The following is a 25,184-nucleotide window of genomic DNA, read 5'->3' as shown; positions in this document are numbered from 1 at the left end:
CTTTTCCAATCTTTTTTTGTTTCTTTTCGTAGAAATTTTACAGGAGAAACTGAAAATAAAGAGAAGTTTCGATAAGAATTAATGTCGTTTAGTAATCGGTTTATATGAAAAAAACAAAGATTGTAGCAACCATATCGGATAAGAGATGCGATGTGGATTTTTTACAAAATCTGTATCGTGCGGGAATGAACGTGGTTCGTTTGAATACGGCACATCAGAATATAGAGCAGGCTAAAAAAGTGATAGACAACGTGCGTACCGTTTCCGGGGATATCGCTATTTTAGTCGATACCAAGGGGCCGGAAGTGAGAACTACGTTAATAGAGAATCCGTTTCACGTGGAGAAGGGAGAGTGTCTCTTTCTTACCGGAGATATGGATTTAAAGATGGAAGGAAAATTAATCCACGTCTCTTATCCTTATTTTGCGGATGATATTAAGACAGGAGATCGTATCTTGATCGACGACGGGGATGTAGAATTGGTCGTTGTGGAAAAGTATGCACATTATTTGGAGGTAATGGCGACCAACGAGGCCATGATAAAAGATCGGAAAAGTGTGAATGTTCCCGGGGCTAATTTGAAATTGCAATCCTTAAGCGATAAGGACAAGTTGTTTATCAATTTTGCGATAGATAATAATGTGGATTTTATTGCTCATTCCTTTGTACGTAATAAGGAGGACGTGATTGCGGTGCAACAGCTATTGGATGCCCGACAGAGTAAGATAAAGATCATCGCTAAAATTGAAAATCAAGAAGGAGTTGATAATATCGACGAGATTTTGGATTATGCTTATGGGGTGATGGTTGCCCGGGGGGATCTGGGAATTGAAATAGAGGCGGAGAAGATACCTCGTATTCAGCGTTATATTGTCAATAAATGTATTGAAAGTAAGAAACCCGTGATAATAGCCACGCAGATGCTCCATACGATGATAGAGCATCCGAGACCTACCCGGGCTGAAATTAGCGATATCGCAAATGCCATTTATATGGGAACGGATGCGATCATGTTGAGTGGGGAGACCGCTTACGGGGCTTATCCGGTAGAGGCTGTTACCGTAATGCGGAACGTGGCGGAGGAGAACGAATGTTCGGTGGCTCCGGATGCAAGCCGGAGTCTGGTTCGGATTAATAATGAGATCACGGCGGCGTTGGCTCGTGCTGCGGTTAAGACAGCCACCATTTTGCCCGTGAAAGCTATTGTCGTGGATACCTTGTCGGGGCGTACTGCGCGCTATCTTGCGGCTTTCCGGGGGGATTTGCCCGTGTTTGCCCGTTGTTATAACGATCAAGTGATGCGGGAGCTTTCGCTCTCCTTCGGCATCTATCCTTATTTTACCGAAAAACCGATGTCTCGTGATGAATTCATGAATGATTTACCGGCTATGTTGATGAAGAGAGGGATTCGTGCGGACGATTATGTTGTTGTCGTGGGCGGAAGTTTCGGGCATGGCAAGGGGGCTTCTTTTATTGAAGTATGTAAAATCGGAGAGATACATTGATAATTTAGGGTTTGTAATAAAAAAATCCCCGGAAATCCCGGGGATTTTTTTATATCGAATCAAAAGATATTATTTTATCTTCTCTTTGGTTCGCGTGATGTATTTTTCGATATCGCGGAACTCCATGGAAGAGGTGAATTCTTTTTCGATTCTCTCGTACATGGTTAAAGCCGACTTGTAATCGTTTGCTTTTTCAAAAGCGAGTCCTGCCTTCATCAAAATGATGGGAGCAGTCAATTCGTTCGTATCTTCGTTGGCCGCTTTTTTATAGTAATCGGCCGCTTTCTTGTAATCGCCTAACTGCATGTAAGCATCCCCGATATTTGATTTTGCTAACGAATTGAATACAAGATCATCGGATGAGAATTTTTCCAAATATTTGATGGCATTATTGTAATCTCCGTTATAGAGGTAGCATAGTCCGGCATAATAGTTCGCTAAATTACCACTGGGCGTGGAACCGTATTTTTCAATAATATCGAGAAAACCAAGAACATCCCCCTCTCCGTTAAGAGCTAAGTTGAATGAATCCTTTGCAAAGAAATTTTCAGCCATGAACATTTGATTCATTGCCTCTTTGGCGAGAGGTTGCTTGTAGAACTTATGGTATCCCAATACAACACCGATTACAACGATAATCGCAATGATGATTTTGATTAATAAATTCTGATTCTTCTCAATGAATTGTTCCGTTGATATCGTAACTTCTTCAATTTGTTCGAAGCCATCTCCGTGTTTTTGTTTCTCTTTTGACATCGTTATATGTTTTTGTTATATATTACACATCATTCATCGACCTGCAAAAATAGTTTTTTTTTTCATATGCCGAGAGCCTCCGTGAAATTTTGTGCAAAAAATTCTGCTTTCGATAAAATCTATTTTACTTTTCCTTACTTTTGGGGAAAAGTAGGGAGGGGGCGTGAGGCTCTAATCTATAAAATATCAAGATGGAAATAAAAAATTTGGATATTGTTAATTATAAAAATATATCGGAGGCTCAAATCGAATGCTGTTCCGGTTTTAATTGTTTTGTAGGAAACAACGGGGCCGGGAAAACGAATGTGCTGGACGCTATTTATCAATTATCCATGTGTAAAAGTTATTTCAACTTACCGGATGTACAAAATATTCGTCATGGAGAGCCTTTTTTCGTATTGCAAGGCAATTATGAACGGCAAGGCGAGAGGATAGAGGCGTATTGTGGGGTGAAACGGGGTCAAAAAAAAGTGTTTAAGAAAAACAAGAAAGCGTACGATCGTCTGTCCGATCATATCGGGTTGTTGCCGTTGGTAATGGTTTCTCCTGCGGATACGGTTTTAATAGATGGGGGAAGTGAGGAGAGACGCCGTTTTATCGATGGGGTGATTAGCCAGCAAGACAAAGAGTATTTAGCGCATTTGATTCGTTATAACCGGATTTTAGTGCAAAGAAATACGATGCTGAAAGAATATGCCGGGCGGGGAATGGATATGGATATGCTGGCGGTTTGGGATGAGCAGTTGGCCGAAAGCGGAATGTTTATTTTAAAAAAACGCCGCGATTTCGTTTACGAAATGAGTACTGTTTTTCAACATTACTACGATCTGCTTGCTTCAGGAAAAGAGCAAGTTTCGTTAACGTACGCGACAACGATCAAACATGACGATCTGCTTGCTTCCCTGAAAGAGAATTTTGAGCGGGATAGAATATTGACTTATACGACGGTCGGAATACACCGGGATGATCTGGGACTTGAATTGGGAGGATATCCCGTAAAGAAAATGGGATCGCAGGGACAAAAAAAGAGTTTTTTGGTGGCTTTGAAATTTGCTCAGTTCGTTTATTTATCGGCACGAAACGGAATAAAGCCTTTACTCTTGTTAGATGATATATTTGATAAATTGGATACCTTAAGGGTAAGTCGAATCGTGGGGATTGTTTCGGAAAAAACGTTTGGACAAGTGTTTATTACGGATACGAACCGGTTGCATATAGATGAAATCATAAAACAGCACGCCTCGTCTTTTAAGATTTTTGTAGTAGATGAGGGTGTTATAAAAGAGGTGGGTGTGTGATTCTTTGTTTTATCGAATAAAATGGTATTTTTGCAAGTTAGAAAGTCTTGGGTATTTGCATCCGTGTAATCCCTTCGGCTTATAATTAAAAATACGTCGTGAAGCAAGGCAAAACATTGAAGATGGATGAGTTGATGAGACTTTATTTGAAACAGATGGGATTAACTCAACGTTTCAAAGAGAGAGAAGTATGTCAACTTTGGCCGGAGGTGGTAGGGGGAATGATAGCCTCGAAAACAAAAAATTTGCGGATGGTCGATGGCAAGCTTTTTGTTAGCTTCTCCTCGTCTGTCGTAAAGAATGAAATCCTGTTGGTTAAAGAAGGGCTGTTAAAAGCTTTGAATGACCGGGTAGGTGAAGGTGTTGTAAAAGAGTTGATTGTGTCCTGAAAAGGAGTTAAAAGAAGTATAAATGAAATTAATTAATTCGGGAGATTTATTGCCTATGCGCGGATTTAATCCTTTCGGTAATAGTTTGATGGCAAGATTGGTCATGTATATTTTGCGATTGAATAAATTGAATAAACTCTGTTCGAAAGTATACGATGATAATCCTGAAGTTTTTCTTGATAGTTTAATTGATACATTGGGAGTCACGGTTGAGATCAGCGATGAGGATTTGCAGAAGATTCCGGAGGCGGGTCCTTTTGTAACGGTGTCAAACCATCCTTTCGGCGGATTGGACGGGATTATCTTGGTAAAAATATTGAGTAAAATTCGCCCCGATTATAAAGTATTGGCCAATTTTTTGTTAAAAAAGATCGTCCCGATACAGGAATATTTTTTGGGAATGGAACCTCGGGAAGAGCAACGTATGAATGTTAAATCGGGAGGACTGAAAGAGGCTATGCGCCATGTACTGTCGGGCAAGCCTTTAGGAGTTTTCCCTGCCGGGGATGTTTCTTCTTATCAACCGGATTCCAATCACGTGGAGGATCCGGAATGGAATTTGCCCGCGTTAAAGCTGATTAAAATGGCAAAGGTTCCCGTTGTGCCGATCTATTTCAAAGGTTCCAATAGCTTGTTATTTTACCTGCTGGGGTTGATCCATCCGATGCTGCGTAACGTGAAATTGCCCTCTGAATTATTGAATAAAAAAAATCGGGTAGTGAAATTGCGTATCGGGAATCCTATATCGGTAGAAAGTCAGAATTCGTTTCACGATATAGTGCAATACGGTAAGTTTCTGAGAGCAAAGACCTATTTATTAGGATCTTCGTTGGAGGTAAAGAAATTTTTTATAAAATCGCAAAAAGCTATGCCAAAAGCAGAACCGATCGCGGCGGAAATTGAAAATAATGTATTGAAAAAAGAGATAGCCGACATTGCAGAGGATTATCTTTTGTTTACGATGAAGAACTATGACATTTATTGTTCCCCGTCGGTAAAGATTCCTAATGTTTTGAATGAGATCGGTCGTTTGAGGGAAGTGACGTTCCGGGCTGTAGGTGAAGGGACAAATCGTAGTATTGATTTGGACGAGTATGATTTGTATTACTATCACCTGTTTATTTGGGATAAAGAGGAAGAAAAAATCGTGGGTGCGTACCGGGTCGGTAAGGGGAAAGAGATCGTCGATCGTTACGGGATGAAAGGTTTCTATATCAACTCTTTGTTTAAAATGAGAAAAGAGATGTTGCCTGTTCTGTACGAGTCTATCGAGTTGGGACGCTCGTTTATCACGGAAGCATATCAACGTAAGCCTCTTCCTCTATTTATGTTATGGAAAGGCATCCTTTACTTTTTGTTGAAAAATCCGGAATATCGTTATCTGATAGGTCCGGTAACTATTAGCGGGAAATACACGGAAGTATCTAAAGAGCTGATCATGAAATTTATCATGGCTAATCATTATAATTACGATTTGGCGCGTTACGTGCTGCCGCGTTCCAAATACTTGGTGGGTACGAATGAACCCGGAATTCAGGTTATGCTTGATGTGGCTCACAAGGATATTGGCGTGTTGGACAAGATGATCGGAGATATAGAGCCTTCGAGTGACAAATTACCTGTGTTACTGAAAAAATATATCTCGTTGAATGCGAAAATTATAGGATTTAATATTGATCCGAAATTTAATATGTGTTTGGACGGTTTGTTAATTTTAGATATTTTTGACGTTCCAATGAAAACGATCGAATCTTTATCGAAGGAAATTAACGATGAAACTATTCTGACGCGTTTCTCGTCAGATAATGTAGATATTTGAAATAAAAGAAGGCATGTACGATATAATCTATCTTTTTAAAGGTATGTTAGTAGGGTTGATGGTGTCGATCCCCTTGGGACCGATGGGGGTGTTGATTATTCAGAAAACGCTGCATAAAGGGGCTTTGTCCGGTTTTATAGCTGGAATGGGAGCCGCTTCGGCAGACTTTTTTTATGCTTCGGTAGCTGCTTTCGGATTAGGTTATGTGATTAGTACGGTACAAACTCATGAATTGTTATTGCAGATTATCGGGGGAATATTTTTAATCGTTATCGGGTTGAAGATTTATTTCGATAACCCGATCCGTCAGATCAAGCAAAAGCGTAACGGACGGGTGAGTAAGAAAGGCTTATTGGGAGATTATATTTCTCTTTTTTTTCTGACGGTTTCCAATCCGATCACCATTGTCGTGTTTATGGCTGTATTTGCCGGAATGTCGGTGTTCGGGGAGTCTGCCTCTGTTTTAGGTGAATTGTTGGTTGTGGTCGGGGTGTTGTTGGGAGGCGGTGTTTGGTGGTATACGCTTTCGACCTTAGTGAATATTTTCAGAAAGAAATTCCGTTTACGGGTATTGGTGACAATCAACCGGGTTTCGGGTTTAATTATTGCCATTTTGGGAGCTTTGGTTATTCTGGCTGCTTTTCAGCCTTTTAAATCGATGTTGCCGATGTGATCGCTTGCTTATTTCCGTTTGTAAAAATGACGTGAATCTCCCCATGCACCGTACATGACCTGGCAACCGCTTCGACGTATACTGGCTTCGAGATTTCTCATGGACTCATCGGCTCCTTCATGGGTACCGGGTTTATTCTCGTATAATTTGTAAAGTGTTCGGTTGGACGTCGGGGTAATATTGGGCATGACCACGTTCGCTCCGATTTGCATGGCTTTTTCCCTGCCTTCCGGTGCGATGGCCTGTAAAGCCGTGGTCGCCGCTATATTAATATCGGGCATGAGAATGCGCAATAAGGCAATCATATGTAAGGACAGCCTTAAACGTTCCGGTAAGGACAACAATCCGTGGCGATGAGCATAAAGGGGTGTTTCCCGGTGTTCCAGGTAAGGTCCCATGCCTACCATATCGATATCCATGGACTGGAGAAGAAGCAAATCGTTCGCGAGATCTTCCAAGGTCTGAAAAGGTAGTCCGATCATGACTCCCGTACCTGTTTGGTAACCGCATTGCTGCAAATATTCGATGCATTTTAGTCTTGTGGCGTGTGAGTGCAGTGCGTTATTCGGATGAATTTTGGAATAAAGGTTTGGATTCGAGGTCTCGAATCGGAGTAGATAGCGATGAGCTCCGGCGTCGAACCAACGCTGATAGGTTTCCCGACTCTGTTCTCCCAATGATAGCGTAATACCCAATTCGTTGTTACTTCTCTGTTTAATCTCTTTCAGCAAATGTTCAACGCGTCGGACGAACGAGGAATCATTGCGTTCTCCGCCCTGTAGCACGATGGAACCGAATCGGTGAGTATACGCGAAATCAGCGGCTTCCAATATCTCCTGATCGGTAAGTGTATAACGGGCTGTTCCGGTGTTCGATTTTCTGATCCCGCAATAAAAGCAGTCTTTGATGCAGATGTTGGATATCTCTATCAGGCCGCGCAAGTAAACCCCGTTCCCGATATATGTTGTTCTTATTTTTTCGGCTTCGTCGTAAAGATTTTCTTCTTCCTTGCCCGAGCAGGAGAGTCTGTATACCAAATCAGAAATAGCGTATTTTTCCACCGTGCTTTGTTTTTGTTCGATATCGCGAAGGTAAGAAAAAGCCGGGATATAAAATATTTTGCTAAATTTGTTCTCGTAAAGTTTTTCGGATATGGCCAAGAAAATCGTACTGATCCTTTTGGGAGTTTTATTGATGGGATGTATCGTTTGGATCCTGTGGAGGGTAAATGAACGGGAACAAGGTTCGGATGTTCCGAAAGAGGCATTTATTCCCAATAATTCGGCCGTGGTGTTGAATGTTCGCGCCAATGTGAGCTTATCGCCTCGATTGAAAGAAGCGTTTGAGACTGAATGGGCTAACTATCAGAAAAGTATATTTTACAGGAGCATCGATACCTTGCAAAAGTTGAAATTGACGGAAAACAGGTCGTGGGTTTTGGCGTTAAGGCGGGAAGGAAAGAAAAGTGTCCGTTTTTTGTATATTTTGAATCGGGTTCCGGCGGCTTCGCGAAGCGAGGTGATTCGTTTTTTGGCGGATTACTACGCGAAATCGGGGCTTAAAGAACGTTCATACGATAAATTTAAGATTTACTCTTTAAGAGATAAGGAGACGGAAGTTTATTTTGCCGTGGTGGGCGGCATGGTTTTATTGTCGGATTCCGAATTATATTTGGAAGACGCGTTGAAACAGATTGGTGAGGATAAAAAAAACGATCCGGAGAGTATACCTGTATATAAAAATATAACCCGTTATTTCTCGGAAACGGCAGGGATGAATATTTTTTTAAATACTTCTTGTTTTTCGGATGTATGGCCCCTGTACATGAGCCGGAATGTTGTTTCTCCTCGTTTGGATCTAACCAAATGGTTCAAATGGGGAGCTTTGGACGGAGAAATTCAATCTGACGGGATCGGTTTTAATGGTTTCATGTATTATGGCGGAATGAAAGCCACGTTCCTGAATGTTTTTAAGGGGCAACAACCGATGGCTTCCCGTATCGAAGGAGTTATTCCTTCCGGCGTGAATGCCGTTACGGTCTTGAACTTAAGCGATACGAGAGCTTATCTGACGGCATTGGAAACGTTTCGTCACAAGGCAGGTATTATTGAACACGCGAGGAAAAGAAAATCGGAGTTCACCCGGCTGTTCGGAGAGGAAGTGGAGGCGAGTTGGAGGGAATTGCTACAGGGAGAGTTTGCCAAAGGCGTATTTTCCTATGATCCGGAAAACAAGGAAGAAGAAGGCTTCGTGATGGTATATTTGAAGTCCGGCAGTTTGGGACGGGCTTTATTGAAAAATATGCTTGGGAACTATGCCGTTAAGGTTAATATAAATGAAGCTTCTCTCGAGAGAACGACCGCTTTGGATCAGGAGAAAAAAGTAGCGTATTATAAAATGCCCGTGACGGATTTTGCCGGGGTATTGTGGGGATATATATGGGATGGTGTACCTTCTCGCTTTGCCATGATTCAGGATAATTATTTGATATTGGCTTCTTCCGAATCGGTCATACGACGCTTTGCAGAGAACTATATGCGACGTCTGAATGTTCAGGATATGGATTGGTACAAAAAGACCCGGGTGAAGATGTCTGCCAAATACAACTGGATGTATCTGGCGGAAACGGGAAGTATGTATCCTTTCTATCGGGATATGGCGAATGATGGCTTGAAAGATTTTCTGACTCAAAATAAAGAACGTTTAGATGTGTTTTCTTCGTTCGGTTTACAGTGGATCAGTGAAGACGAGATGTTGTATCAAAGCGTTTTCCTGAATACGGAAAAAGTCGAGCAGCCGCCGGCACAAGTCGTTTGGCAAACGAAATTAGACGCTAAACTCACGATGAAACCTGTGGTTGTCGTTAATCATAATAATGGGGAGAGGGAATTGTTTGTACAAGATGACTCCCGTACCGTCTATTTGATTAACGATATGGGAAGGATTCTATGGAAACTGCCGATAGACGGAAAGATTAATAGTGAGGTGTATCAAGTTGATTTTTATAAAAACGGGAAATTGCAATATCTTTTCTCTACCTCCGAAAAACTTTACCTGATCGATCGGAATGGAAATTATTTACCTCGTTATCCTCTGGCATTTAAGAGTTCATGCCCTTCCGGTATAACGGTTTATGATTACGATAACGACCGAAATTATCGGGTGTTCGCTCCCTGTGCAGACCGGAAAATATATTTGTATGAGTTATCCGGAGATCTCGTTGAGGGGTGGAGTCAGCCTCAAAGTGATAACGATCCGGTTTCTAAAGTATACTATTTCAGAGTTGCGGATAAAGATTATATCGTGTTTGCCGATCGATATAGAATCTATATTTTGGATCGAAGAGGACGGGAACGGGTAAAGGTGCAAACTTTATACGATCTGCTTCAGGGAACGGTGATTTACTTGACGGGAAAGGAGCAGAATGAATCTTTGGTTTTTGGAAGTGCCGGAGGCGAATTGCAGTTTGTTGATTTTAATGGAGCATCCCGGTCGTTGAAACCGGATAAAATTACGGCCGGCTATTTGTTTAATGTAGCCGATACGGATGGAGACGGAAATGATGATTTCATATTTTCGAACGGAGAGCATGTATACGTGTATGACCGGAACGGTAAGGTGTTATGGGAAACAGGAGTGAAAGAGGGACGGTTGGGCTTTCCTTACGTGTATCGTTTTTCAGCCCGTGATACGCGTGTGGGAACATTGGATGAATCTCATTCAGAATTGTATTTGTTGGACAAAGGGAGTCAGTCGAACGGTTTTCCGATTACCGGGACGTCTGCTTTTTCTATCGTATTTCAAAATACCGGAAAGGTAGGTTTTTACCTCTATGTAGGAAGCGAGAAAGATAGTTTATTAAAATACCGATTTATAAGATAATATTTTTAACATCTTTGATATTTCTTTTGATTTTATACTTATATTTGTTTTCTAAGAAGTATAAGTATAATAATAACTGTAATTTATGACAAAAGTGTGTGTGTGGAAACACTACCTGATAATCGGATTATTGGGTATGTGTATTATTTCTTGTGGCGATTCGGAGCTTTTTAACTCGGACAAAATGACCGAATCTATCGGATGGGAGCCTGATTTTATACTGCCGGTAGGACATGGGAATTATACCATGTGGGATTTATTGAATCCTTATGATCCGGAAGAGTCGATGATCGAACGTGATAACCGGATTATCATTAATTACGAAGAAAAAGAGATCGTGCGTTTGGAAGCGAAAGATTTCTGGGATATGCCGGAACAACAAATTTCGTTGAACACAAATCTTATTTTATCTTTAACTCCAATTACCGGGAATTTACCCGGGGATATTCATATCCCCGGTCAGGGGGGTGAGGCCCATTTTGATTTCGGAGAAATCGGAAAACTCTCCTTTCTTTCGGCCAAGGTAAGGTTTTCCGGGGAGCTTCCGGCTTGTTCCTTTAGTTATGTCGTAACGTTGACCCTGCCCGACGTGAAAGATGAGGCAGGTAATCCTTTTAGGATGGAACGGGTTGTAAACACGAATCAAGCGGGTATCTTTTTCGAAGATCGGGAGTTGGAGTTCGATATGAGTGAGGAGAGCGACCGGATTCGTTATCGGATCGACTTTTTTATTCCGAAAGATCAAGAGGTTGAAATAGCGGCCGGGGAGTCCTTGAAGTTGGAATTTTTATTATCTGACGTCGTGTTCCATAAGGTTATCGGGCAGATAAATCCTCCGATGATCCCTATTGATCCGGGATGTTTTGAAATGAATATCGATTTTTGGAATGATATAACGGGTGATTTTTATTTTGCGGATCCCTCGTTGAAATTGATTTTGAAGAGCCGGGGAATTGATATCCCGATTAAACTGGATCCTGCTTTTATAGCTTATAAAGAAGGAGAAACAAGACACTTCACGGGAGGACCGCTTCTCTTCGATACGTTTGATGAGACGGGCGAAACGGTAAACGAAAAGGGGTATACGAAGGATAATTCCAATGTGGACGAATTACTTTCCCTACCGCCTAAAGATTCCGTTGCGTATAGCGGTAATATAATAATTAATGAAGGAGGGGTACAAACAGCGTGTGTCATTGAGGAAAACGCGGAACTATCGGCCGATGTGAAAGTGGAGATTCCGCTTTACTTTAGCGCCGAGAATCTTACTTTCCGGGATACCATTAAAGATATAGATTTGGATAATCCGGACCAGATTAAAAAGATGGCCTTGATTTTAAGGGCCAAGAACGGTACTCCTTTGAAAATCGGGGTAAAGGAGTTCTTGATGGTGGATGAGAATTTTCAGGAGGTAGACCGGATCAATGCGGATGAATTGATCGATGTGCCGGAGATCGATGCCGACGGTAATGTCATTGCCGTAAAGGAGGGGGAACATATCGTGGAGCTGTCCGAGACCAATATAGATAATTTGGAACGAACGAAACATCTGATATTGATCGCCAGCATGATGACAGCCGGTGACGGACAAATTCCGGTAGAAGTGAAAGCGGACGCCAAACTTGAATTGAAAGTGTTAGTGAAGGTCAAACTCGGTATCAAGTAAGATTAAAATGTATCCAAAATGAAAAAAATAATTACTATTATATCTTTTTTTCTTGTCCTCTTTCCTTGTTTCGTGATGGCTCAGGACGGGAACAATACGCTTTATTTTTTATCCAATTCTCCTCAACGGGTGAAATTGAACCCGGCTTATCAACCGGAGTATAAAACTTACGTGGGAATACCCGGACTAAGCGGTATTTCTTTGAATTTCAGCAATGCCTTTAAGGTTGACGACCTGTTAAGATGGGGAACGGGAGACAAGGCGGATTCCGTAATCTACGACGTGAACCGTTTGCATAAGGCTTTGCGGGAGAAGAATTCCCTCGTTTTGAACACGGAAGTACCTATTTTAGCCATCGGTTTTCGAATTAATTCCTGGTATGCAACTTTCGATATCACCCAAAAGAATGATATTGTCTTTAGTTTTAATAAAGATATTATCACTTTCTTCAAGGAAGGTAATGCGAATTATCTTGGTCAGACGTTTGACTGGGGTGGTTTGGGGTTAAAAGTAACGGCATACAATGAAATAGGTTTCGGATTATCCAAGAGAGTAAATGACCGGTTGACCGTCGGAGGACGTTTTAAGGTTTTATTCGGAATTGCCAATGCCGATATGACCGATTCGAAGATGGGGGTTTACTCTTCGCCGGACGGAGATACGGTCCGACTCTCTTCCCGTCAGAATATTCGCGTCTCGGCTCCGATAAAGTACACGAAAGACGGGGAGTACGTGGAGTGGGATAATATTGAGTTTGATGAGGATGCCGTCGATGCCAAATTTCTTATCGGAACAGGTAATCTGGGATTTGGCGTGGATTTGGGTGCTCAGTATAAATTGCTGGACAAGCTGACCCTGTATGCGAGTGTGTTGGATTTAGGTTTTATCCGTTGGGAAGAGAATACTTATAATTTCAAACAAAACACAAGTTTTGATTGGACAGGGGCCGATCTTTCCAATAGTCTTAATAAGGATGATCCGAATTATAAGGATTTCGGCGATGCCTTTGAGGAGATGACCGATTCATTGGAAAATCGTTTCCGGTTAACGGATAAGCAGGCGGCCTATACTACGATGCTGAACGCGAAAATATACGCGGGTGCAACTTATCAGTTGAAAGAGTGGGTTAATTTCGGTGGTCTCTTAAAAGCCTCGGTCATGGATGGACGTTTCTTTCCCGCGATAACCTTGTCCGCTAATTTACGCCCGATTCGGAATATCGGCGCTTCGGTATCTTATTCTATGATAAATGGAGATTTTGCTAATGTGGGAGCGGCATTAACGGCTAAATTCGGTCCGTTCCAGTTTTTCGTGGTGACGGATAATGTCTTGGCGGCCAATTATACGAGTACTCGGACGGCGAGTGCGCGATTCGGCTTTAATCTGCTTTTCGGACATTACCAGAGAAGATGAAATAAAAAAAAGCCCGCCTGTTTGGCGGGCTTTTTTTATAGAGCGTTGGCATCGACCACCGTCTCTTTATTGTATTCTCCGTTGGCTAATTTTTTGGCCACGGCTTTAAAGGCTTGTACCGTATATTCCACATCCTCCATCGTATGCATGGCAGTTGGAATCAGGCGAAGCAGCAATTGTCCTTTGGGAATCACCGGATAAACCACGATAGAACAGAAAAGATTGTAATTTTCTCTTAAATCCATGGCTACTTGAGTTCCTTCGGCAACACTACCGGATAGATAAACGGGAGTAACCGGAGAGTTCGTTTTGCCGATGTTTAAACCGTCTGCTTTCAATCCGCTCTGTAAAGCCCGGACGATCGTCCACAATTTTTCTCTTAATTCCGGCTTGCTTCTCAGCAACTCCAGCCTTTTGATGGCTCCTTCCACCATAGGCATGGGTAAGGATTTGGCAAACGTTTGGGAACGCATATTGTATCTCAGGTACATGCATATATCTTCTTCACAGGCAATAAAAGCCCCGATGCCTGCCATCGCTTTGGCGAAGGTCGCAAAGTAGAGGTCTATTTGGTCCATTACCCCGAAATGATCTCCGGTTCCCGCGCCGTTCGGTCCCATCGTCCCGAAACCGTGTGCGTCATCGACCAACAGCCGGAAATTGAAATCTTTTTTCATGGCCACGATCTCGTCTAATTTTCCCAAGTCTCCGGCCATTCCGAAAAGACCTTCCGTTATGACGAGAATACCCCCTCCGGTTCCTTCTACCCATTTGGTAGCCCGTTCGAGTTGTTTACGCAGACTCTCCATATCGTTATGTTGGTATACATAACGTTTTGCCGGAGATAAACGCAGGCCGTCCATAATGCAGGCATGGTCTTCGGCATCGTAAACGATACAGTCATGACGGCAAGTCATAGCGTCGATAATAGAGACCATACCCTGATACCCGAAATTCAATAAAAATGCATCCGGTTTACCTACGAAGTCGGCTAATTGGGATTCCAAATATTCATGACGGGAAGTTTGTCCACTCATCATGCGGGCTCCCATAGGATAAGCCATGCCGTATTTTGCCGCAGCTTCGGCATCCGCTTTTCTTACTTCAGGATCGTTAGCGAGACCGATATAATTATTTAAACTCCAGTTTAACATTTCTTTCCCGCGGAATTTCATCCTGGGACCGATTTCTCCTTCTAATTTCGGAAATGAAAAATAGCCATGAGCTTGCTTGGCATATTGTCCGATATTTCCTTTCTGATTTTTTACTCTTTCAAAAATGTCCACGTCGATAATATTTTGAAATTCTTAAATTTTTGATACAAATACGAAGCAAAGGTAACTAAAAATTCTTATAATGGAGGATTTCTTTTTGAAAAGTTGTTTTTGTCTTTTACTCTGTTTTTCCAAAAAGAAATGTGGATGAACTTATTGCATATTGATATTTATAGATTATCTTTGCGTGATGCAAAAACAGCGCTTATGATGAAGAATTTTTTAGGTTTTCTGCTTGTTATCGTACTAATGAGTTCCTGTGGGGAGTACCAAAAACTTTTGAAGAGTGGGGATTATTCTCTTATGTATAAAAAGGCGGTGGAATATTATAATAAAGGAGATTATACAAGGGCTTTGAATTTGTTTGACGGTATTCGGACTGTCTTCGCGGGAACCGCAAGAGCCCAAACCATAGCATACTACCGGGCTTTTTGTACCTATAACCAGAAAGATTACGAAAACGCGGCCGAACTGTTTAAGCAGTTTGTGGCGATGTTTCCGGAAAGTTCCTACATGGAAGAGTGTCTGTATATGATGGGGTATTGTAATTATTTGGCTTCGCCGAGAGTGCGTTTGGATCAGACGACAACGGAAAAGGCCATGAGTAATTTCCAACTGTACCTGAGTCGTTATCCTAATTCTACGCGTAAGGAGTTAATAAATAAATACATGGATGACATGAGAGATAAACTCTCTTACAAAGCTTATTTGGGAGCGGAAAACTATTATTTGCGGGAACATTACAAGGCCGCTGTCGTCAGCCTGGAGAATTGTCTGAAAGATTTCCCCGGAACGAAATACCGGGAGAGAATCATGTGGATGTTGTTTAATTCCAAATACGAGATGGCTGTGAATAGCGTGGAGGATAAAAAATACGAACGTTACACGGCAGCGAAAGAAGAGTATTACTATTTCGTGGATGAGTATCCCAATAGTGTGTACGCGAAGGAGATGGCCAAGAAATACGAAGTATTGAACGATTTCCTGAAACAATACGACGATCCGGACGAATACAAGGAGGATGAGCTGAACAGTCAAACGGATTCCGCGCATCAAGAAGGTCAGAATAATCAGAATAAATAATTATATTCAAATTAACCATGGTAGATTTTAAGAAAGTAAAGGCACCGAATAATACCATTACAAGGAATACGGCTGCGTTAGCCGGTAAGGCGGATAATATTTATGAAGCTGTTGCTGTCATTGGAAAACGTGCCAATCAGATTTCGGTTGAAATGAAAGAAGAGTTGAGCAGGAAACTTCAAGAGTTTGCCTCGTACGCGGATAATTTGGAGGAGATATTTGAAAATCGCGAACAGATCGAGATTTCCAAGTATTACGAGCGTATTCCTAAACCGGTGTTGATCGCTACTCAGGAGTTTGAGGATGGCGAACTTTATTTTCGTAATCCGGCAAAGGAAAAAGGAGGGGTAAAGTCGGAGGAAGAGGAAGAATAGAGTAAGACGGATAACCGGGAGGATTATCAGAGAAGATAAAAGGGCTGTCGGATGAATTTTCGGACAGCCTCTTTTTTTCAGGTGATTAAAAAAAGAATTATGTTACAGGGAAAAAATATCATATTGGGAGTAACGGGAAGTATTGCGGCCTACAAGGCAGCTCCGTTAATACGAGGTTTAGTGAAAGAAGGGGCTAACGTTAAGGTAATAATGACGCCTTTGGCAAAGGAATTCATCACCCCTTTGACTTTAGCCACGTTGTCGAAGAATCCTATTCTGGTGGATTTTTATGATCCCGAAAATGGAGATTGGAATTCGCATGTGGATTTGGGGTTGTGGGCGGATGCCTATCTGATCGCTCCGGCAACCGCTAATACAATCGGTAAGATGGCCGCCGGCATAGCGGATAATTTGTTGTTGACAACCTATTTGTCTGCTAAGTGTCCGGTTGTAGTGGCTCCTGCCATGGACCTGGATATGTATCTTCATCCGGCGACTCAACGGAATCTACGAATATTGAAATCTTACGGGAATTTGATTATCGAACCTGAAAACGGAGAGCTGGCAAGCGGATTAATCGGGAAGGGAAGAATGGAGGAGCCCGATCAGATCGTGTCTTTTATGAGCCGTTTTTTTGCTGCAGACGAGCGTTATGTTGGTAAAAAAGTGTTGGTTACGGCAGGACCTACCTATGAAAAAATAGATCCCGTACGTTTTATCGGCAACTACTCTTCCGGGAAAATGGGATTTGCCATAGCCGAAGAGATGGCTGCCCGGGGGGCTGAAGTTACGCTTATTGCCGGTCCGGTAAATCTGAAATTATCCAATAAACGGATCCGGAGAATAGATGTGGAGTCTGCGTCCGAAATGTATCAGGCGGCTATCGAGGTGTTTCCGGAGAGCGATATTGCTGTTTTGAGTGCTGCCGTGGCGGATTTTACCCCTATGGAACGGGCTGTTGTAAAATTGAAACGGGGAGAAGATGATTTGAAGTTGGAGTTGGCTCCGACAAGAGATATCGCGGCTGAGTTGGGGCGAAAGAAGAGAGCGGGGCAGTGGTTGATCGGGTTCGCGTTGGAATCTAACGACGAGGAGAATAATGCTGTTTCGAAAATGAAGAGGAAAAATTTGGATTTAATCGTGTTGAATAGCTTGCGGGATGAAGGGGCCGGTTTCGGGGGAGATACCAATAAGGTGACATTGATCGATAAGGAGGAAAATAAATTGATTTACGATTTGAAAACAAAATCGGAAGTGGCTATTGATATTGCGGATCGGATAGCGGAATTTTTTTAATAAATTGCGAAAATAGTTTGTTCGGGATAGAAATATATCTATATTTGTATTCCGATATGAAGATTGAACATCAAAATATTCGGCATACGTTTTATTCTTGCCTCCAGTTTAGGCAGAAAAGGGGAAGCCGTTTTGATAAGATATTAAAAACCAACATTGTTTCGATAGCATTGTTGGTTTTTTTTTGTGGATAAACGTTTAAGCAAACATCTTTAATATATAAACAATATGAACAAACGTAGTTTAGTATCCATTACCGATTACTCGAAAGAGGAGATTCTGGAAGTTTTGAAAATCGCTTCAGAATTTGAAAAAAATCCGAACCGCAATTTATTGGCCGGTAAGGTAGTTGCTTCCTTGTTTTTCGAACCTTCAACACGTACCAGGTTGAGTTTCGAGACTGCAATTAGTCGCATGGGGGGAAGGATTGTGGGATTTTCCGATGCTTCTTCTTCCAGTACAACAAAAGGAGAATCTTTGAAAGATACGACGAAAATGGTGGATAATTACTGCGATTTGATCGTAATGCGCCATCCTTTGGAGGGAGCTGCCCGTTTTGCAAGTGAGGTTGCTTCCGTACCTGTAATTAATGCTGGGGACGGGGCCAATCAGCATCCGACCCAAACAATGCTCGATCTTTATTCGATCTATAAGACACAGGGAACTTTGGAGAACCTGAATATTTTTATGGTGGGAGACTTAAAATACGGGAGAACGGTACATTCTTTATTGCAAGCTATGAGTCATTTTAATCCGACATTCCATTTTATCTCGCCCAAAGAGTTGGAAATGCCGGCTGCTTATAAATTGTTCCTGGATGAATTGCATATTCCCTACTATGAACATACGGAATTGGATGAGGTAATTAATGAGGCGGATATCCTTTATATGACCCGGGTGCAACGAGAAAGATTTGCCGATCCGTTAGAGTACGAAAAAGTGAAGAACGTCTATATTTTAAAGAATGCCATGCTGAGCGGAACGAAACCGAATATGCGTATTTTACATCCGCTACCCCGGGTAAACGAAATCGATGAAGATGTGGATGAGAACGAAAAGGCTTACTATTTCCAACAAGCATTGAATGGTGTTTATACCCGTCAGGCAATTATATTTAAGGCATTAGATTTGAAATGGTAATAAAGAAAAAAGATATGGCAGCAAAAAAAGAGTTACAGGTAAGTGCCGTGGAAAACGGTACGGTGATTGACCACATCCCTGCTGATAAATTGTTTGATGTGATTAATATTTTAGGTATTGAGCACACGGAGAATACCGTTACTTTCGGGTATAATTTGTCAAGTAGCAAATTCGGTAAAAAGGCGATTATTAAAATCTCCGATAAATTTTTGAGAGACGATGAAATTAATAAGTTGGCCTTGGTAGCACCTTCTGCAAAAATCAATATTATTAAAGATTTTGAAGTGGCGGAAAAAAAGACGGTTAGTGTTCCGGAACGCGTGGAAGGTATTGTGAAATGCGTGAATCCGAAATGTATCACGAATAATCAGCATGTTCGGACAAAATTCGTTGTGGTGGGAAGCGAACCTATCGTGTTAAAATGTCATTACTGTGAAAAATTGACGGATCAGGAGCATATCGTGATTATTTAATTAACGGATAAGTAGAAAAAAAACGGCGTTGGCGGTTTTGACTTACAAGGGCAAGACATTAAAATCTTGCCCTTATTTTTTAGAACTCCGTGACTATTATCTTCTAATTCGAAACCTGTGCTTTGTTTTTTTGTTGTAGTTTGAGGGACTTGCTGGTAATGAACTTAATGAATTCCCTAGGCACGGCATCTTCTACTTCATGGGTGCTCAGATTGAAACGTCCCCGCGGCTTTTGTTTTTTTACGGCTAAAGTCCCAAAATCGTGAATAGTGACGCTTTCTCCTGTTGCAAGAGATTCTCGGATTGTTTCAATGACCGTATTTACGATGTTGGCAGTTAATGTTTGTGTCAACCCACTTTTTAAGGCAACTTTTTTGGTAAGTTCTTTTTTATTCATGACGGTCCAAAAATAATGATTAACGTTATATATGATTCTATTAAGATAATTTATGATTGTTTCTTGCACACTTCTGTCATAATAATCGTTCCTTGTGATGGACAAATATAATAAATTTCAAAATAAAGAAAAAACACGATTTAAAAATATTCTATATAAAGAACTTAATCAGATGAAGAGAGTATAAATTCCATCTATAAAAACTACATAATTCCTGTCCGAAAAAGCGAACGTTTTATAAGACAAATTATCTTATTTTTTCGTCACTGATATTTAACTCTTTACATATGGGAAAGTTTGCAATTCTTTGTATAGGTGTTGTGAACTTTAATATGATAATTATGGTAATCGCTTATTTGAGGGTTAGTACGGGAAAACAACATTTAACTAATCAAAGGGAAGAAATTGTGAAGTATGCTTCACGAAAAGGTTTAAAAATCGAACGTTGGGTAACAGAAATCGTAAGTGGAAAAAAGAAAGAGAAAGAGAGGAAACTGGGGAAATTGATGGGTGGGTTGCAGAAAGGTGACGTGTTGATTGTCACCGAACTCTCCCGTTTGAGTCGGACGCTGTTGGATATTATGTCTATTCTGAATCGGTGTCTTGAAAAAGAGATTATTATTTACAGTACCAAAGACGGCTATGCTTTTGACAACAGTATCAACAGCAAAGTTTTGGCGTTTGCTTTTGCATTAGTTGCGGAAATAGAACACAATCTGATATCGATGAGAACCAGGGAAGCTTTGGCCGTAAGAAAAGCGGAGGGTGTTAAATTAGGACGTCCGAGAGGTACCACCAAACAAGATTTCTTGCTTGAACGTCGAAAGGAGATCGAGAAAATGTATCAGGCAGGTAAGTCGATTTCTTATATTTGTCGTCATTATAAGGTTTCCAGAGAAACATTTTATACGGCCAATCGCAATTACAATCTTATAGAACAGAATAAATAAAGGTGCTGAAGAGCAGCACCTTTATTCTATTTTTGTGATTTTGTTCTAAATATTTTAATAAAATACTTATAATTCACTTCATTTCATGATTGTAAGCGAAAATTCTCTGGTTGAAGATCGACAAACCGAAATCTGCGTTTACCTGTTGATTTATTCTTCCAGAAAATTCGGATACATGTAATTGGTTGCGGGAACGAACGTTTCTTTAATTGCCTGAGGCGATACCCATCTTAAGAGATTGAATACGGTTCCTGCTTTGTCATTGGTTCCGGAAGCCCGTCCTCCGCCGAATGGTTGTTGATCCACAACGGCACCGGTCGGTTTATCGTTGATATAGAAATTACCTGCCGTGTGTGTCAAACGTTCTGTTAGTTTTTCTATACGGTTGCGATCATTGGAGAAAATGGCTCCCGTAAGGGCGTAAGCAGAACCTTTGTCGAGTATATCCAACGTCTCTTCTACCTTATCCGGCTCGTACACGTAAATGGTAATGATCGGGCCGAATAATTCTTCTTGCATGGTGATGTAATCTGGTTTTAGAGCACGGATAACCGTGGGTTGTATAAAATATCCGACGGATTTGTCATAAGTACCGCCGGCCACAATTTCTGCATCTTTGGAAGTCTTGGCTGCGTCGATGGTCGCGGATAGTTTGTTGAACGAGGTTTCGTCGATTACCGCATTGACAAAGTTTCTGAAGTCTTCTATTCCTCCGACTTTAATTTCGGCCAGATCTTTTTTTACCAATGTTTCGATCTCCGGCCATAGATTAGAAGGGATGTATGCTCTGGAAGCCGCGGAACATTTTTGTCCTTGATATTCAAAGGCCCCCCTTACGATTGCCGTCGCAACTTCTTTTGCTGAAGCGGTAGGATCGGCAAATATGTAATCCTTGCCTCCGGTTTCTCCTACGATTCGAGGGTAAGAGCGGTACTTGTCTATGTTATTTACTATATTAGCCCAAATATCGTTAAAGACGGCTGTCGAACCGGTAAAATGTACTCCGGCAAAATCTTTATGTTTGAAAATAACATCGGCAGCGGTGGGTCCGGAACAATATACCAGGTTGATGACTCCATCCGGAAGACCGGCTTCTTTCAATATCTCCATGATCAGGTGTGCCGAATACACGGCGGTTTTAGACGGTTTCCATACGCAAACGTTTCCCATTAGTGCGGGAGCTCCCGGTAAGTTTCCGGCGATGGAGGTAAAGTTGAATGGAGTAAGGGCAAAAATAAAACCTTCTAACGGACGCCATACGGTACGGTTCCAAATTCCGGGGGCGGAATTGGGTTGCATATGGTAGATCTCGTACATATTTTTTACATTATAGCGAAAGAAATCCGCCAGCTCGCACACGCAATCGATCTCTGCCTGAAAAGCATTTTTGGATTGTCCCAACATGGTGACTGCGTTCATTTTTTGGCGATAAGGACCTGTAAGCAGGTCTGCGGCCTTTAAAAAAATGGCAGCCCGGCTTTCCCATCCCATTTTTTCCCATGCCGGTTTGGCTTTTAATGCCGCCTCGATAGCCATTTGTACATGAGATGCATCGCCTTGATGATAATGTCCTAACAGATGCTTGTGGTCGTGGGGAGGACGAATGTCAGCCAATTTTCCCGTACGTACCTCTTTCCCCCCGATAATCATGGGAAGGTCTACGGTTGTTGCTTTTACTTCACTAATTTGTGCTTTTAACTCTTTTCTTTCCGGTGAACCAGGAGCATAGCTTTTGATCGGCTCATTGGTAATGTTCGGTAGTCTGTAAACTCCTTTAGGCATTTTATATCAATTTTAGCAGTTAATATTATGTTTCTACAATTTTGTACCCCTTGTTTTAGGATGAATTTTTCAAATATAAAAAATATTTGACGTATAAAACAAGACAAATGTCAGTTTTTGAAATAGGGTTAAATAAAAATGAATCCGTTGTTAAGGCAATCTGCCTTGTTTTTACGATTGCATTTATTTAGGAGATGGACTATTTACGGACAAATTAAAGGGATACCTCTTGTTCGCGTGATTCAATAAAATAAGTTTCGTATATTTGCATCTTATTTAATTTTTTGAAGGGATATGATATCTGTCAACAATGTTAGCGTTTTATTTGGAGGTTTCTCGCTGTTGGAATCTGTTTCTTTTTTGGTCAACAAAAGAGATCGAATTGGTTTGACGGGGCGCAATGGAGCGGGTAAATCTACCTTATTAAAGATTCTGGCCGGCGTACAGGAGCCTTCGGAAGGAAATGTTGCCATGCCTTCTGATTTGAAAATCGGGTATTTACCTCAAACAAAAGTGTATGCCGAAGGAAAAACCGTCAGAAAAGAGGCGGAGTCGGCATTTGACGATCTGTTGGCTTTGCGGGGGGAGATCGAACGCTTGCACCTGGAGTTGGCCGAACGGACGGATTACGAGTCGGACGATTATATGAAGTTGATCGATAGATTGAATGTGAAAGACGAACAATTAAGGATGCGTGGCGGAGAGAATGTGAATGGGGAGGTCGAGGTCGTTTTGAAAGGCCTTGGGTTTCGACAGGAGGATTTGGATCGTCGATGCGAAGAGTTCAGCGGGGGATGGCGCATGCGTATAGAGCTGGCCAAGATATTGTTGGGACGCCCTGACGTTTTTCTATTGGATGAGCCGACCAATCATTTGGATATAGAATCTATTTCCTGGTTGGAGTCTTTTCTTCAAAGCTATCCGGGGGCTGTTGTGTTGGTATCGCATGATAGGGCGTTTTTAGATAATATTACGACGCGTACAATAGAAATTTCTTTGGGGAAGATATACGATTATAAGGTCTCTTATACGAGGTTCACGGAGTTGAGAAAGGAGCGTATTGAACAGCAGATGAGAGCTTACGAGAACCAACAGAAGCAGATCAAGGATACGGAAGATTTTATTGAACGTTTTCGTTATAAAGCGACCAAATCGGTGCAAGTCCAATCCAGGATCAAACAGTTGGATAAGATAGAGCGGATAGAGGTGGAGCCGGAGGACAAGGCCCGGATCTGCGTGCGTTTCCAGCCTGCAGTTCGTTCCGGGGACGTGGTCGTTCACGGCCGGGATTTGGTTAAGGCTTACGGAGATCATTTGGTGTTGAAAGATGTTGATATCGATATATTGCGGGGAGAGAAAGTGGCTTTCGTGGGACGTAATGGAGAGGGGAAAACGACGTTGGTACGGATGATTATGGACCAGATTCCATATGAAGGAACGCTGAAAATCGGTCATAACGTGAATATCGGTTATTTCGCGCAAAATCAAGCCGACTTGTTGGATTCCTCCTTGAGTGTTTTGGATACGGTGGATCAAGTGGCAGTCGGTGAGATCAGGAAAAAAATCCGGGACATCTTGGGTGCATTCCTCTTCTCCGGGGAGGAGGTGGAAAAAAAAGTAAGGGTGCTTTCCGGGGGAGAACGGACGCGTTTGGCTATGGTTCGTCTGTTACTGGAGCCTTATAACGTGTTGATCCTTGATGAGCCGACCAATCATCTGGATATGCGCACGAAGGATATCTTGAAGGAAGCGTTGAAAAAATTTGAAGGAACCGTAATTGTCGTCTCGCACGATCGGGATTTTCTGACCGGTCTGGCCGGTAAGGTATATGAATTTGCAGATAAAAAAATAAAGGAACATCTGGGTGGGGTTACTCGTTTTCTGGAAACAAAAAAAATGGAGTGTTTCCGGGAATACGAGCGAATGCATCCGGGATGCGGCAAGGTTGTAAGCGTAGAAGAAAACGAGGAGAGTGTTTCGGAAAATAAGCAGGCATTTTTGGAACGGAAGCAGTTCAATAAGGAGATAAAGCGTGTTGAAGTCCGGGTCGGGAAGTTGGAAGAGGAGATTGCGACTTTGGAACAGAAAATTGCGGATATCGAAGGGAAGATGTCCGAAGGGGTTGTAAATGAAGAGCTGCTTAAAATGTATGAGGAGAAAAAGTCGAGATTGGATCAGGCTATGAGTGAATGGAGCGAGGAGAACGAAAATTTAGAGCATTTGAAGGCTACAATTGATAATTATAAATCGTAAAATAATAGGTATGGCAAAATATAAACAAGAGTGTATATTCGGACTTCGTGCCGTGATCGAGGCTATTCAACAGGAAAAGGAGATCGATAAGGTGATGTTTAAAAAGGGGTTGAGGGAAGGAGAACTCTTTCAGAAACTGTTCATTATGGTGAGAGATAAGGGGATCCCTTTTCAGTATGTACCCGAAGAGGTATTCAAACCTTTTGAAGGACGAAATCATCAGGGGGTATTGGCGGAAGTTTCTCCTATCACTTATCGGGATATCGATGAGGTGGTGGATCGGGTGCTCGCGGCCGGAGAGATGCCCTTGATCCTGATACTGGATCGCATCACGGATGTGCGTAACCTGGGTGGAATCGCCCGTACGGCAGAATGTGCCGGCGTGCATGCTCTTGTCATTCCGACTAAGAATTCGGCGAAGATATCGTCGGATGCCATTAAAACTTCGGCGGGTGCTCTCTATCATTTGCCGGTATGCCGGGAGCAAAATTTGAAGAAGGTGATCAAAGAGTTGAAACGTCGGGGGATGATGGTGTATGCTGCCAGTGAAAAAGGGGAGAAGTATTACACGGAGGTGGATATGAAAGAGGGGTGCGTTATCATTATGGGTTCGGAGGATACCGGGATCGACGAAGAGTTATTGAGACATGCCCATGAGCAGATAAAAATACCGCAGAAGGGAGATATTGAATCGTTAAACGTGTCTGCTGCTGCTGCCGTCGTTTTGTATGAAGCCGTCAGACAAAGAGGATAAGAAAAAA

General features: G+C 42.0%; 21 protein-coding genes. 16 read left to right on the top strand and 5 right to left on the bottom strand.

The genetic code is table 11. The features are described 5' to 3' along the window. The first annotated feature begins 104 nt into the window (after positions 1-104). Positions 105-1,505 carry a pyruvate kinase gene (gene pyk / locus DMB45_RS09030; protein ID WP_041504813.1) on the top strand — a complete coding sequence of 467 codons (1,401 nt, stop codon included), beginning with the start codon at positions 105-107 and terminating at the stop codon, positions 1,503-1,505. Between the two features lie 69 nt (positions 1,506-1,574). Here pyk and DMB45_RS09025 read toward each other — a convergent pair whose 3' ends face one another. Further along, positions 1,575-2,261, bottom strand: coding sequence for a tetratricopeptide repeat protein (locus DMB45_RS09025; RefSeq protein WP_041502281.1), 687 nt, complete (start codon positions 2,259-2,261; stop codon positions 1,575-1,577). Positions 2,262-2,452: 191 nt separating this feature from the next. On the opposite strand from DMB45_RS09025, the gene recF reads away from it, so the two are divergent. The 4 genes from recF (at position 2,453) to DMB45_RS09000 (ending at position 6,440) form a co-directional block, all read left to right on the top strand. Next, a complete protein-coding gene (gene recF / locus DMB45_RS09015) occupies positions 2,453-3,559 on the top strand; it encodes a DNA replication/repair protein RecF (RefSeq protein ID WP_041504814.1) in 1,107 nt (368 codons plus the stop codon). A 98-nt stretch (positions 3,560-3,657) separates the two neighbouring features. Next, on the top strand, positions 3,658-3,948 hold the full coding sequence (locus DMB45_RS09010) for a DUF721 domain-containing protein (protein WP_236684935.1): 291 nt from the start codon (positions 3,658-3,660) through the stop codon (positions 3,946-3,948). A 22-nt stretch (positions 3,949-3,970) separates the two neighbouring features. Next, the gene (locus DMB45_RS09005; RefSeq protein WP_041504815.1) at positions 3,971-5,767 is read left to right on the top strand and encodes a lysophospholipid acyltransferase family protein; all 1,797 of its coding nucleotides are present in this window, start codon (positions 3,971-3,973) and stop codon (positions 5,765-5,767) included. 13 nt (positions 5,768-5,780) lie between these two features. Continuing rightward, positions 5,781-6,440 carry a LysE family translocator gene (locus tag DMB45_RS09000; protein WP_041502277.1) on the top strand — a complete coding sequence of 220 codons (660 nt, stop codon included), beginning with the start codon at positions 5,781-5,783 and terminating at the stop codon, positions 6,438-6,440. Positions 6,441-6,448: 8 nt separating this feature from the next. On the opposite strand, the gene hydE is transcribed toward DMB45_RS09000, so the two are convergent. Beyond that, positions 6,449-7,501, bottom strand: a complete 1,053-nt coding sequence (gene hydE, locus DMB45_RS08995; RefSeq protein ID WP_041502486.1) for a [FeFe] hydrogenase H-cluster radical SAM maturase HydE — start codon at positions 7,499-7,501, stop codon at positions 6,449-6,451. Between the two features lie 91 nt (positions 7,502-7,592). Between hydE and DMB45_RS08990 the strand changes: the two genes are divergently transcribed. The 3 genes from DMB45_RS08990 to DMB45_RS08980 all read left to right on the top strand — a co-directional run bounded on the left by DMB45_RS08990 (position 7,593) and on the right by DMB45_RS08980 (position 13,401). Beyond that, on the top strand, positions 7,593-10,322 hold the full coding sequence (locus tag DMB45_RS08990) for a WD40 repeat domain-containing protein (RefSeq protein WP_146216434.1): 2,730 nt from the start codon (positions 7,593-7,595) through the stop codon (positions 10,320-10,322). A gap of 85 nt (positions 10,323-10,407) precedes the next feature. Next, positions 10,408-11,988: a hypothetical protein gene (locus tag DMB45_RS08985; RefSeq protein WP_041504817.1), complete on the top strand. Its 1,581-nt coding sequence runs from the start codon at positions 10,408-10,410 to the stop codon at positions 11,986-11,988. A gap of 18 nt (positions 11,989-12,006) precedes the next feature. Next, positions 12,007-13,401, top strand: coding sequence for a DUF5723 family protein (locus DMB45_RS08980; RefSeq protein ID WP_041502274.1), 1,395 nt, complete (start codon positions 12,007-12,009; stop codon positions 13,399-13,401). Positions 13,402-13,436: 35 nt separating this feature from the next. Here the strand turns inward: DMB45_RS08980 and DMB45_RS08975 are convergent, their stop codons facing one another. Then, positions 13,437-14,687: an aminotransferase class I/II-fold pyridoxal phosphate-dependent enzyme gene (locus DMB45_RS08975; protein WP_041502273.1), complete on the bottom strand. Its 1,251-nt coding sequence runs from the start codon at positions 14,685-14,687 to the stop codon at positions 13,437-13,439. Between the two features lie 195 nt (positions 14,688-14,882). Between DMB45_RS08975 and DMB45_RS08970 the strand changes: the two genes are divergently transcribed. From DMB45_RS08970 to pyrI, 5 genes are all read left to right on the top strand, one after another. After that, positions 14,883-15,758, top strand: a complete 876-nt coding sequence (locus DMB45_RS08970; protein ID WP_052634406.1) for an outer membrane protein assembly factor BamD — start codon at positions 14,883-14,885, stop codon at positions 15,756-15,758. Between the two features lie 17 nt (positions 15,759-15,775). After that, positions 15,776-16,132, top strand: coding sequence for a DNA-directed RNA polymerase subunit omega (locus DMB45_RS08965; protein ID WP_041502272.1), 357 nt, complete (start codon positions 15,776-15,778; stop codon positions 16,130-16,132). 99 nt (positions 16,133-16,231) lie between these two features. Continuing rightward, positions 16,232-17,428 (top strand): bifunctional phosphopantothenoylcysteine decarboxylase/phosphopantothenate--cysteine ligase CoaBC, encoded by a 1,197-nt coding sequence (coaBC, locus tag DMB45_RS08960; RefSeq protein ID WP_041504848.1) that lies wholly within the window; start codon positions 16,232-16,234, stop codon positions 17,426-17,428. Between the two features lie 228 nt (positions 17,429-17,656). Continuing rightward, positions 17,657-18,568 (top strand): aspartate carbamoyltransferase, encoded by a 912-nt coding sequence (pyrB, locus tag DMB45_RS08955; protein ID WP_041502271.1) that lies wholly within the window; start codon positions 17,657-17,659, stop codon positions 18,566-18,568. A 14-nt stretch (positions 18,569-18,582) separates the two neighbouring features. Continuing rightward, positions 18,583-19,041 carry an aspartate carbamoyltransferase regulatory subunit gene (gene pyrI, locus DMB45_RS08950; RefSeq protein ID WP_041502483.1) on the top strand — a complete coding sequence of 153 codons (459 nt, stop codon included), beginning with the start codon at positions 18,583-18,585 and terminating at the stop codon, positions 19,039-19,041. Positions 19,042-19,144: 103 nt separating this feature from the next. Here the strand turns inward: pyrI and DMB45_RS08945 are convergent, their stop codons facing one another. Next, positions 19,145-19,438, bottom strand: coding sequence for an HU family DNA-binding protein (locus DMB45_RS08945; RefSeq protein ID WP_041502270.1), 294 nt, complete (start codon positions 19,436-19,438; stop codon positions 19,145-19,147). Positions 19,439-19,779: 341 nt separating this feature from the next. Here DMB45_RS08945 and DMB45_RS08940 point away from each other — a divergent pair, with 341 nt between their 5' ends. Beyond that, complete coding sequence (locus DMB45_RS08940) at positions 19,780-20,388, top strand: recombinase family protein (protein WP_041504819.1); 609 nt, start codon at positions 19,780-19,782, stop codon at positions 20,386-20,388. 150 nt (positions 20,389-20,538) lie between these two features. Here DMB45_RS08940 and pruA read toward each other — a convergent pair whose 3' ends face one another. Further along, the gene (pruA, locus tag DMB45_RS08935) at positions 20,539-22,170 is read right to left on the bottom strand and encodes an L-glutamate gamma-semialdehyde dehydrogenase (RefSeq protein WP_041502268.1); all 1,632 of its coding nucleotides are present in this window, start codon (positions 22,168-22,170) and stop codon (positions 20,539-20,541) included. A 294-nt stretch (positions 22,171-22,464) separates the two neighbouring features. Between pruA and DMB45_RS08930 the strand changes: the two genes are divergently transcribed. Both DMB45_RS08930 and rlmB read left to right on the top strand, forming a co-directional pair. Further along, entirely contained in the window at positions 22,465-24,423 is a 1,959-nt protein-coding gene (locus DMB45_RS08930; protein WP_041502267.1) for an ABC-F family ATP-binding cassette domain-containing protein, read from the top strand. 10 nt (positions 24,424-24,433) lie between these two features. After that, positions 24,434-25,177 carry a 23S rRNA (guanosine(2251)-2'-O)-methyltransferase RlmB gene (rlmB, locus tag DMB45_RS08925; protein ID WP_041502266.1) on the top strand — a complete coding sequence of 248 codons (744 nt, stop codon included), beginning with the start codon at positions 24,434-24,436 and terminating at the stop codon, positions 25,175-25,177. The last annotated feature ends 7 nt before the right edge of the window (positions 25,178-25,184 follow it).

Source organism: Sanguibacteroides justesenii (assembly GCF_003204205.1).
In the GTDB taxonomy this organism is placed as follows: Bacteria; Bacteroidota; Bacteroidia; order Bacteroidales; family Marinifilaceae; genus Gabonibacter; species Gabonibacter massiliensis.
This window is presented reverse-complemented; position numbering and strand designations above follow the sequence as displayed.

Excerpts from the sequence above, each read along its gene's own strand:
- DMB45_RS08940 (WP_041504819.1), top strand. The coding sequence starts at position 19,780 with ATGGTAATCGCTTATTTGAGGGTTAGTACGGGAAAACAACATTTAACT.
- rlmB (WP_041502266.1), top strand. The coding sequence starts at position 24,434 with ATGGCAAAATATAAACAAGAGTGTATATTCGGACTTCGTGCCGTGATC.
- pyrB (WP_041502271.1), top strand. The coding sequence starts at position 17,657 with ATGAACAAACGTAGTTTAGTATCCATTACCGATTACTCGAAAGAGGAG.
- DMB45_RS09025 (WP_041502281.1), bottom strand. The coding sequence starts at position 2,261 with ATGTCAAAAGAGAAACAAAAACACGGAGATGGCTTCGAACAAATTGAA.
- DMB45_RS08985 (WP_041504817.1), top strand. The coding sequence starts at position 10,408 with ATGACAAAAGTGTGTGTGTGGAAACACTACCTGATAATCGGATTATTG.
- coaBC (WP_041504848.1), top strand. The coding sequence starts at position 16,232 with ATGTTACAGGGAAAAAATATCATATTGGGAGTAACGGGAAGTATTGCG.
- DMB45_RS09005 (WP_041504815.1), top strand. The coding sequence starts at position 3,971 with ATGAAATTAATTAATTCGGGAGATTTATTGCCTATGCGCGGATTTAAT.
- DMB45_RS08980 (WP_041502274.1), top strand. The coding sequence starts at position 12,007 with ATGAAAAAAATAATTACTATTATATCTTTTTTTCTTGTCCTCTTTCCT.
- DMB45_RS08965 (WP_041502272.1), top strand. The coding sequence starts at position 15,776 with ATGGTAGATTTTAAGAAAGTAAAGGCACCGAATAATACCATTACAAGG.
- pruA (WP_041502268.1), bottom strand. The coding sequence starts at position 22,170 with ATGCCTAAAGGAGTTTACAGACTACCGAACATTACCAATGAGCCGATC.
- DMB45_RS08990 (WP_146216434.1), top strand. The coding sequence starts at position 7,593 with ATGGCCAAGAAAATCGTACTGATCCTTTTGGGAGTTTTATTGATGGGA.
- pyrI (WP_041502483.1), top strand. The coding sequence starts at position 18,583 with ATGGCAGCAAAAAAAGAGTTACAGGTAAGTGCCGTGGAAAACGGTACG.
- DMB45_RS08970 (WP_052634406.1), top strand. The coding sequence starts at position 14,883 with ATGATGAAGAATTTTTTAGGTTTTCTGCTTGTTATCGTACTAATGAGT.
- DMB45_RS08945 (WP_041502270.1), bottom strand. The coding sequence starts at position 19,438 with ATGAATAAAAAAGAACTTACCAAAAAAGTTGCCTTAAAAAGTGGGTTG.
- pyk (WP_041504813.1), top strand. The coding sequence starts at position 105 with ATGAAAAAAACAAAGATTGTAGCAACCATATCGGATAAGAGATGCGAT.
- recF (WP_041504814.1), top strand. The coding sequence starts at position 2,453 with ATGGAAATAAAAAATTTGGATATTGTTAATTATAAAAATATATCGGAG.
- DMB45_RS09000 (WP_041502277.1), top strand. The coding sequence starts at position 5,781 with ATGTACGATATAATCTATCTTTTTAAAGGTATGTTAGTAGGGTTGATG.
- DMB45_RS08930 (WP_041502267.1), top strand. The coding sequence starts at position 22,465 with ATGATATCTGTCAACAATGTTAGCGTTTTATTTGGAGGTTTCTCGCTG.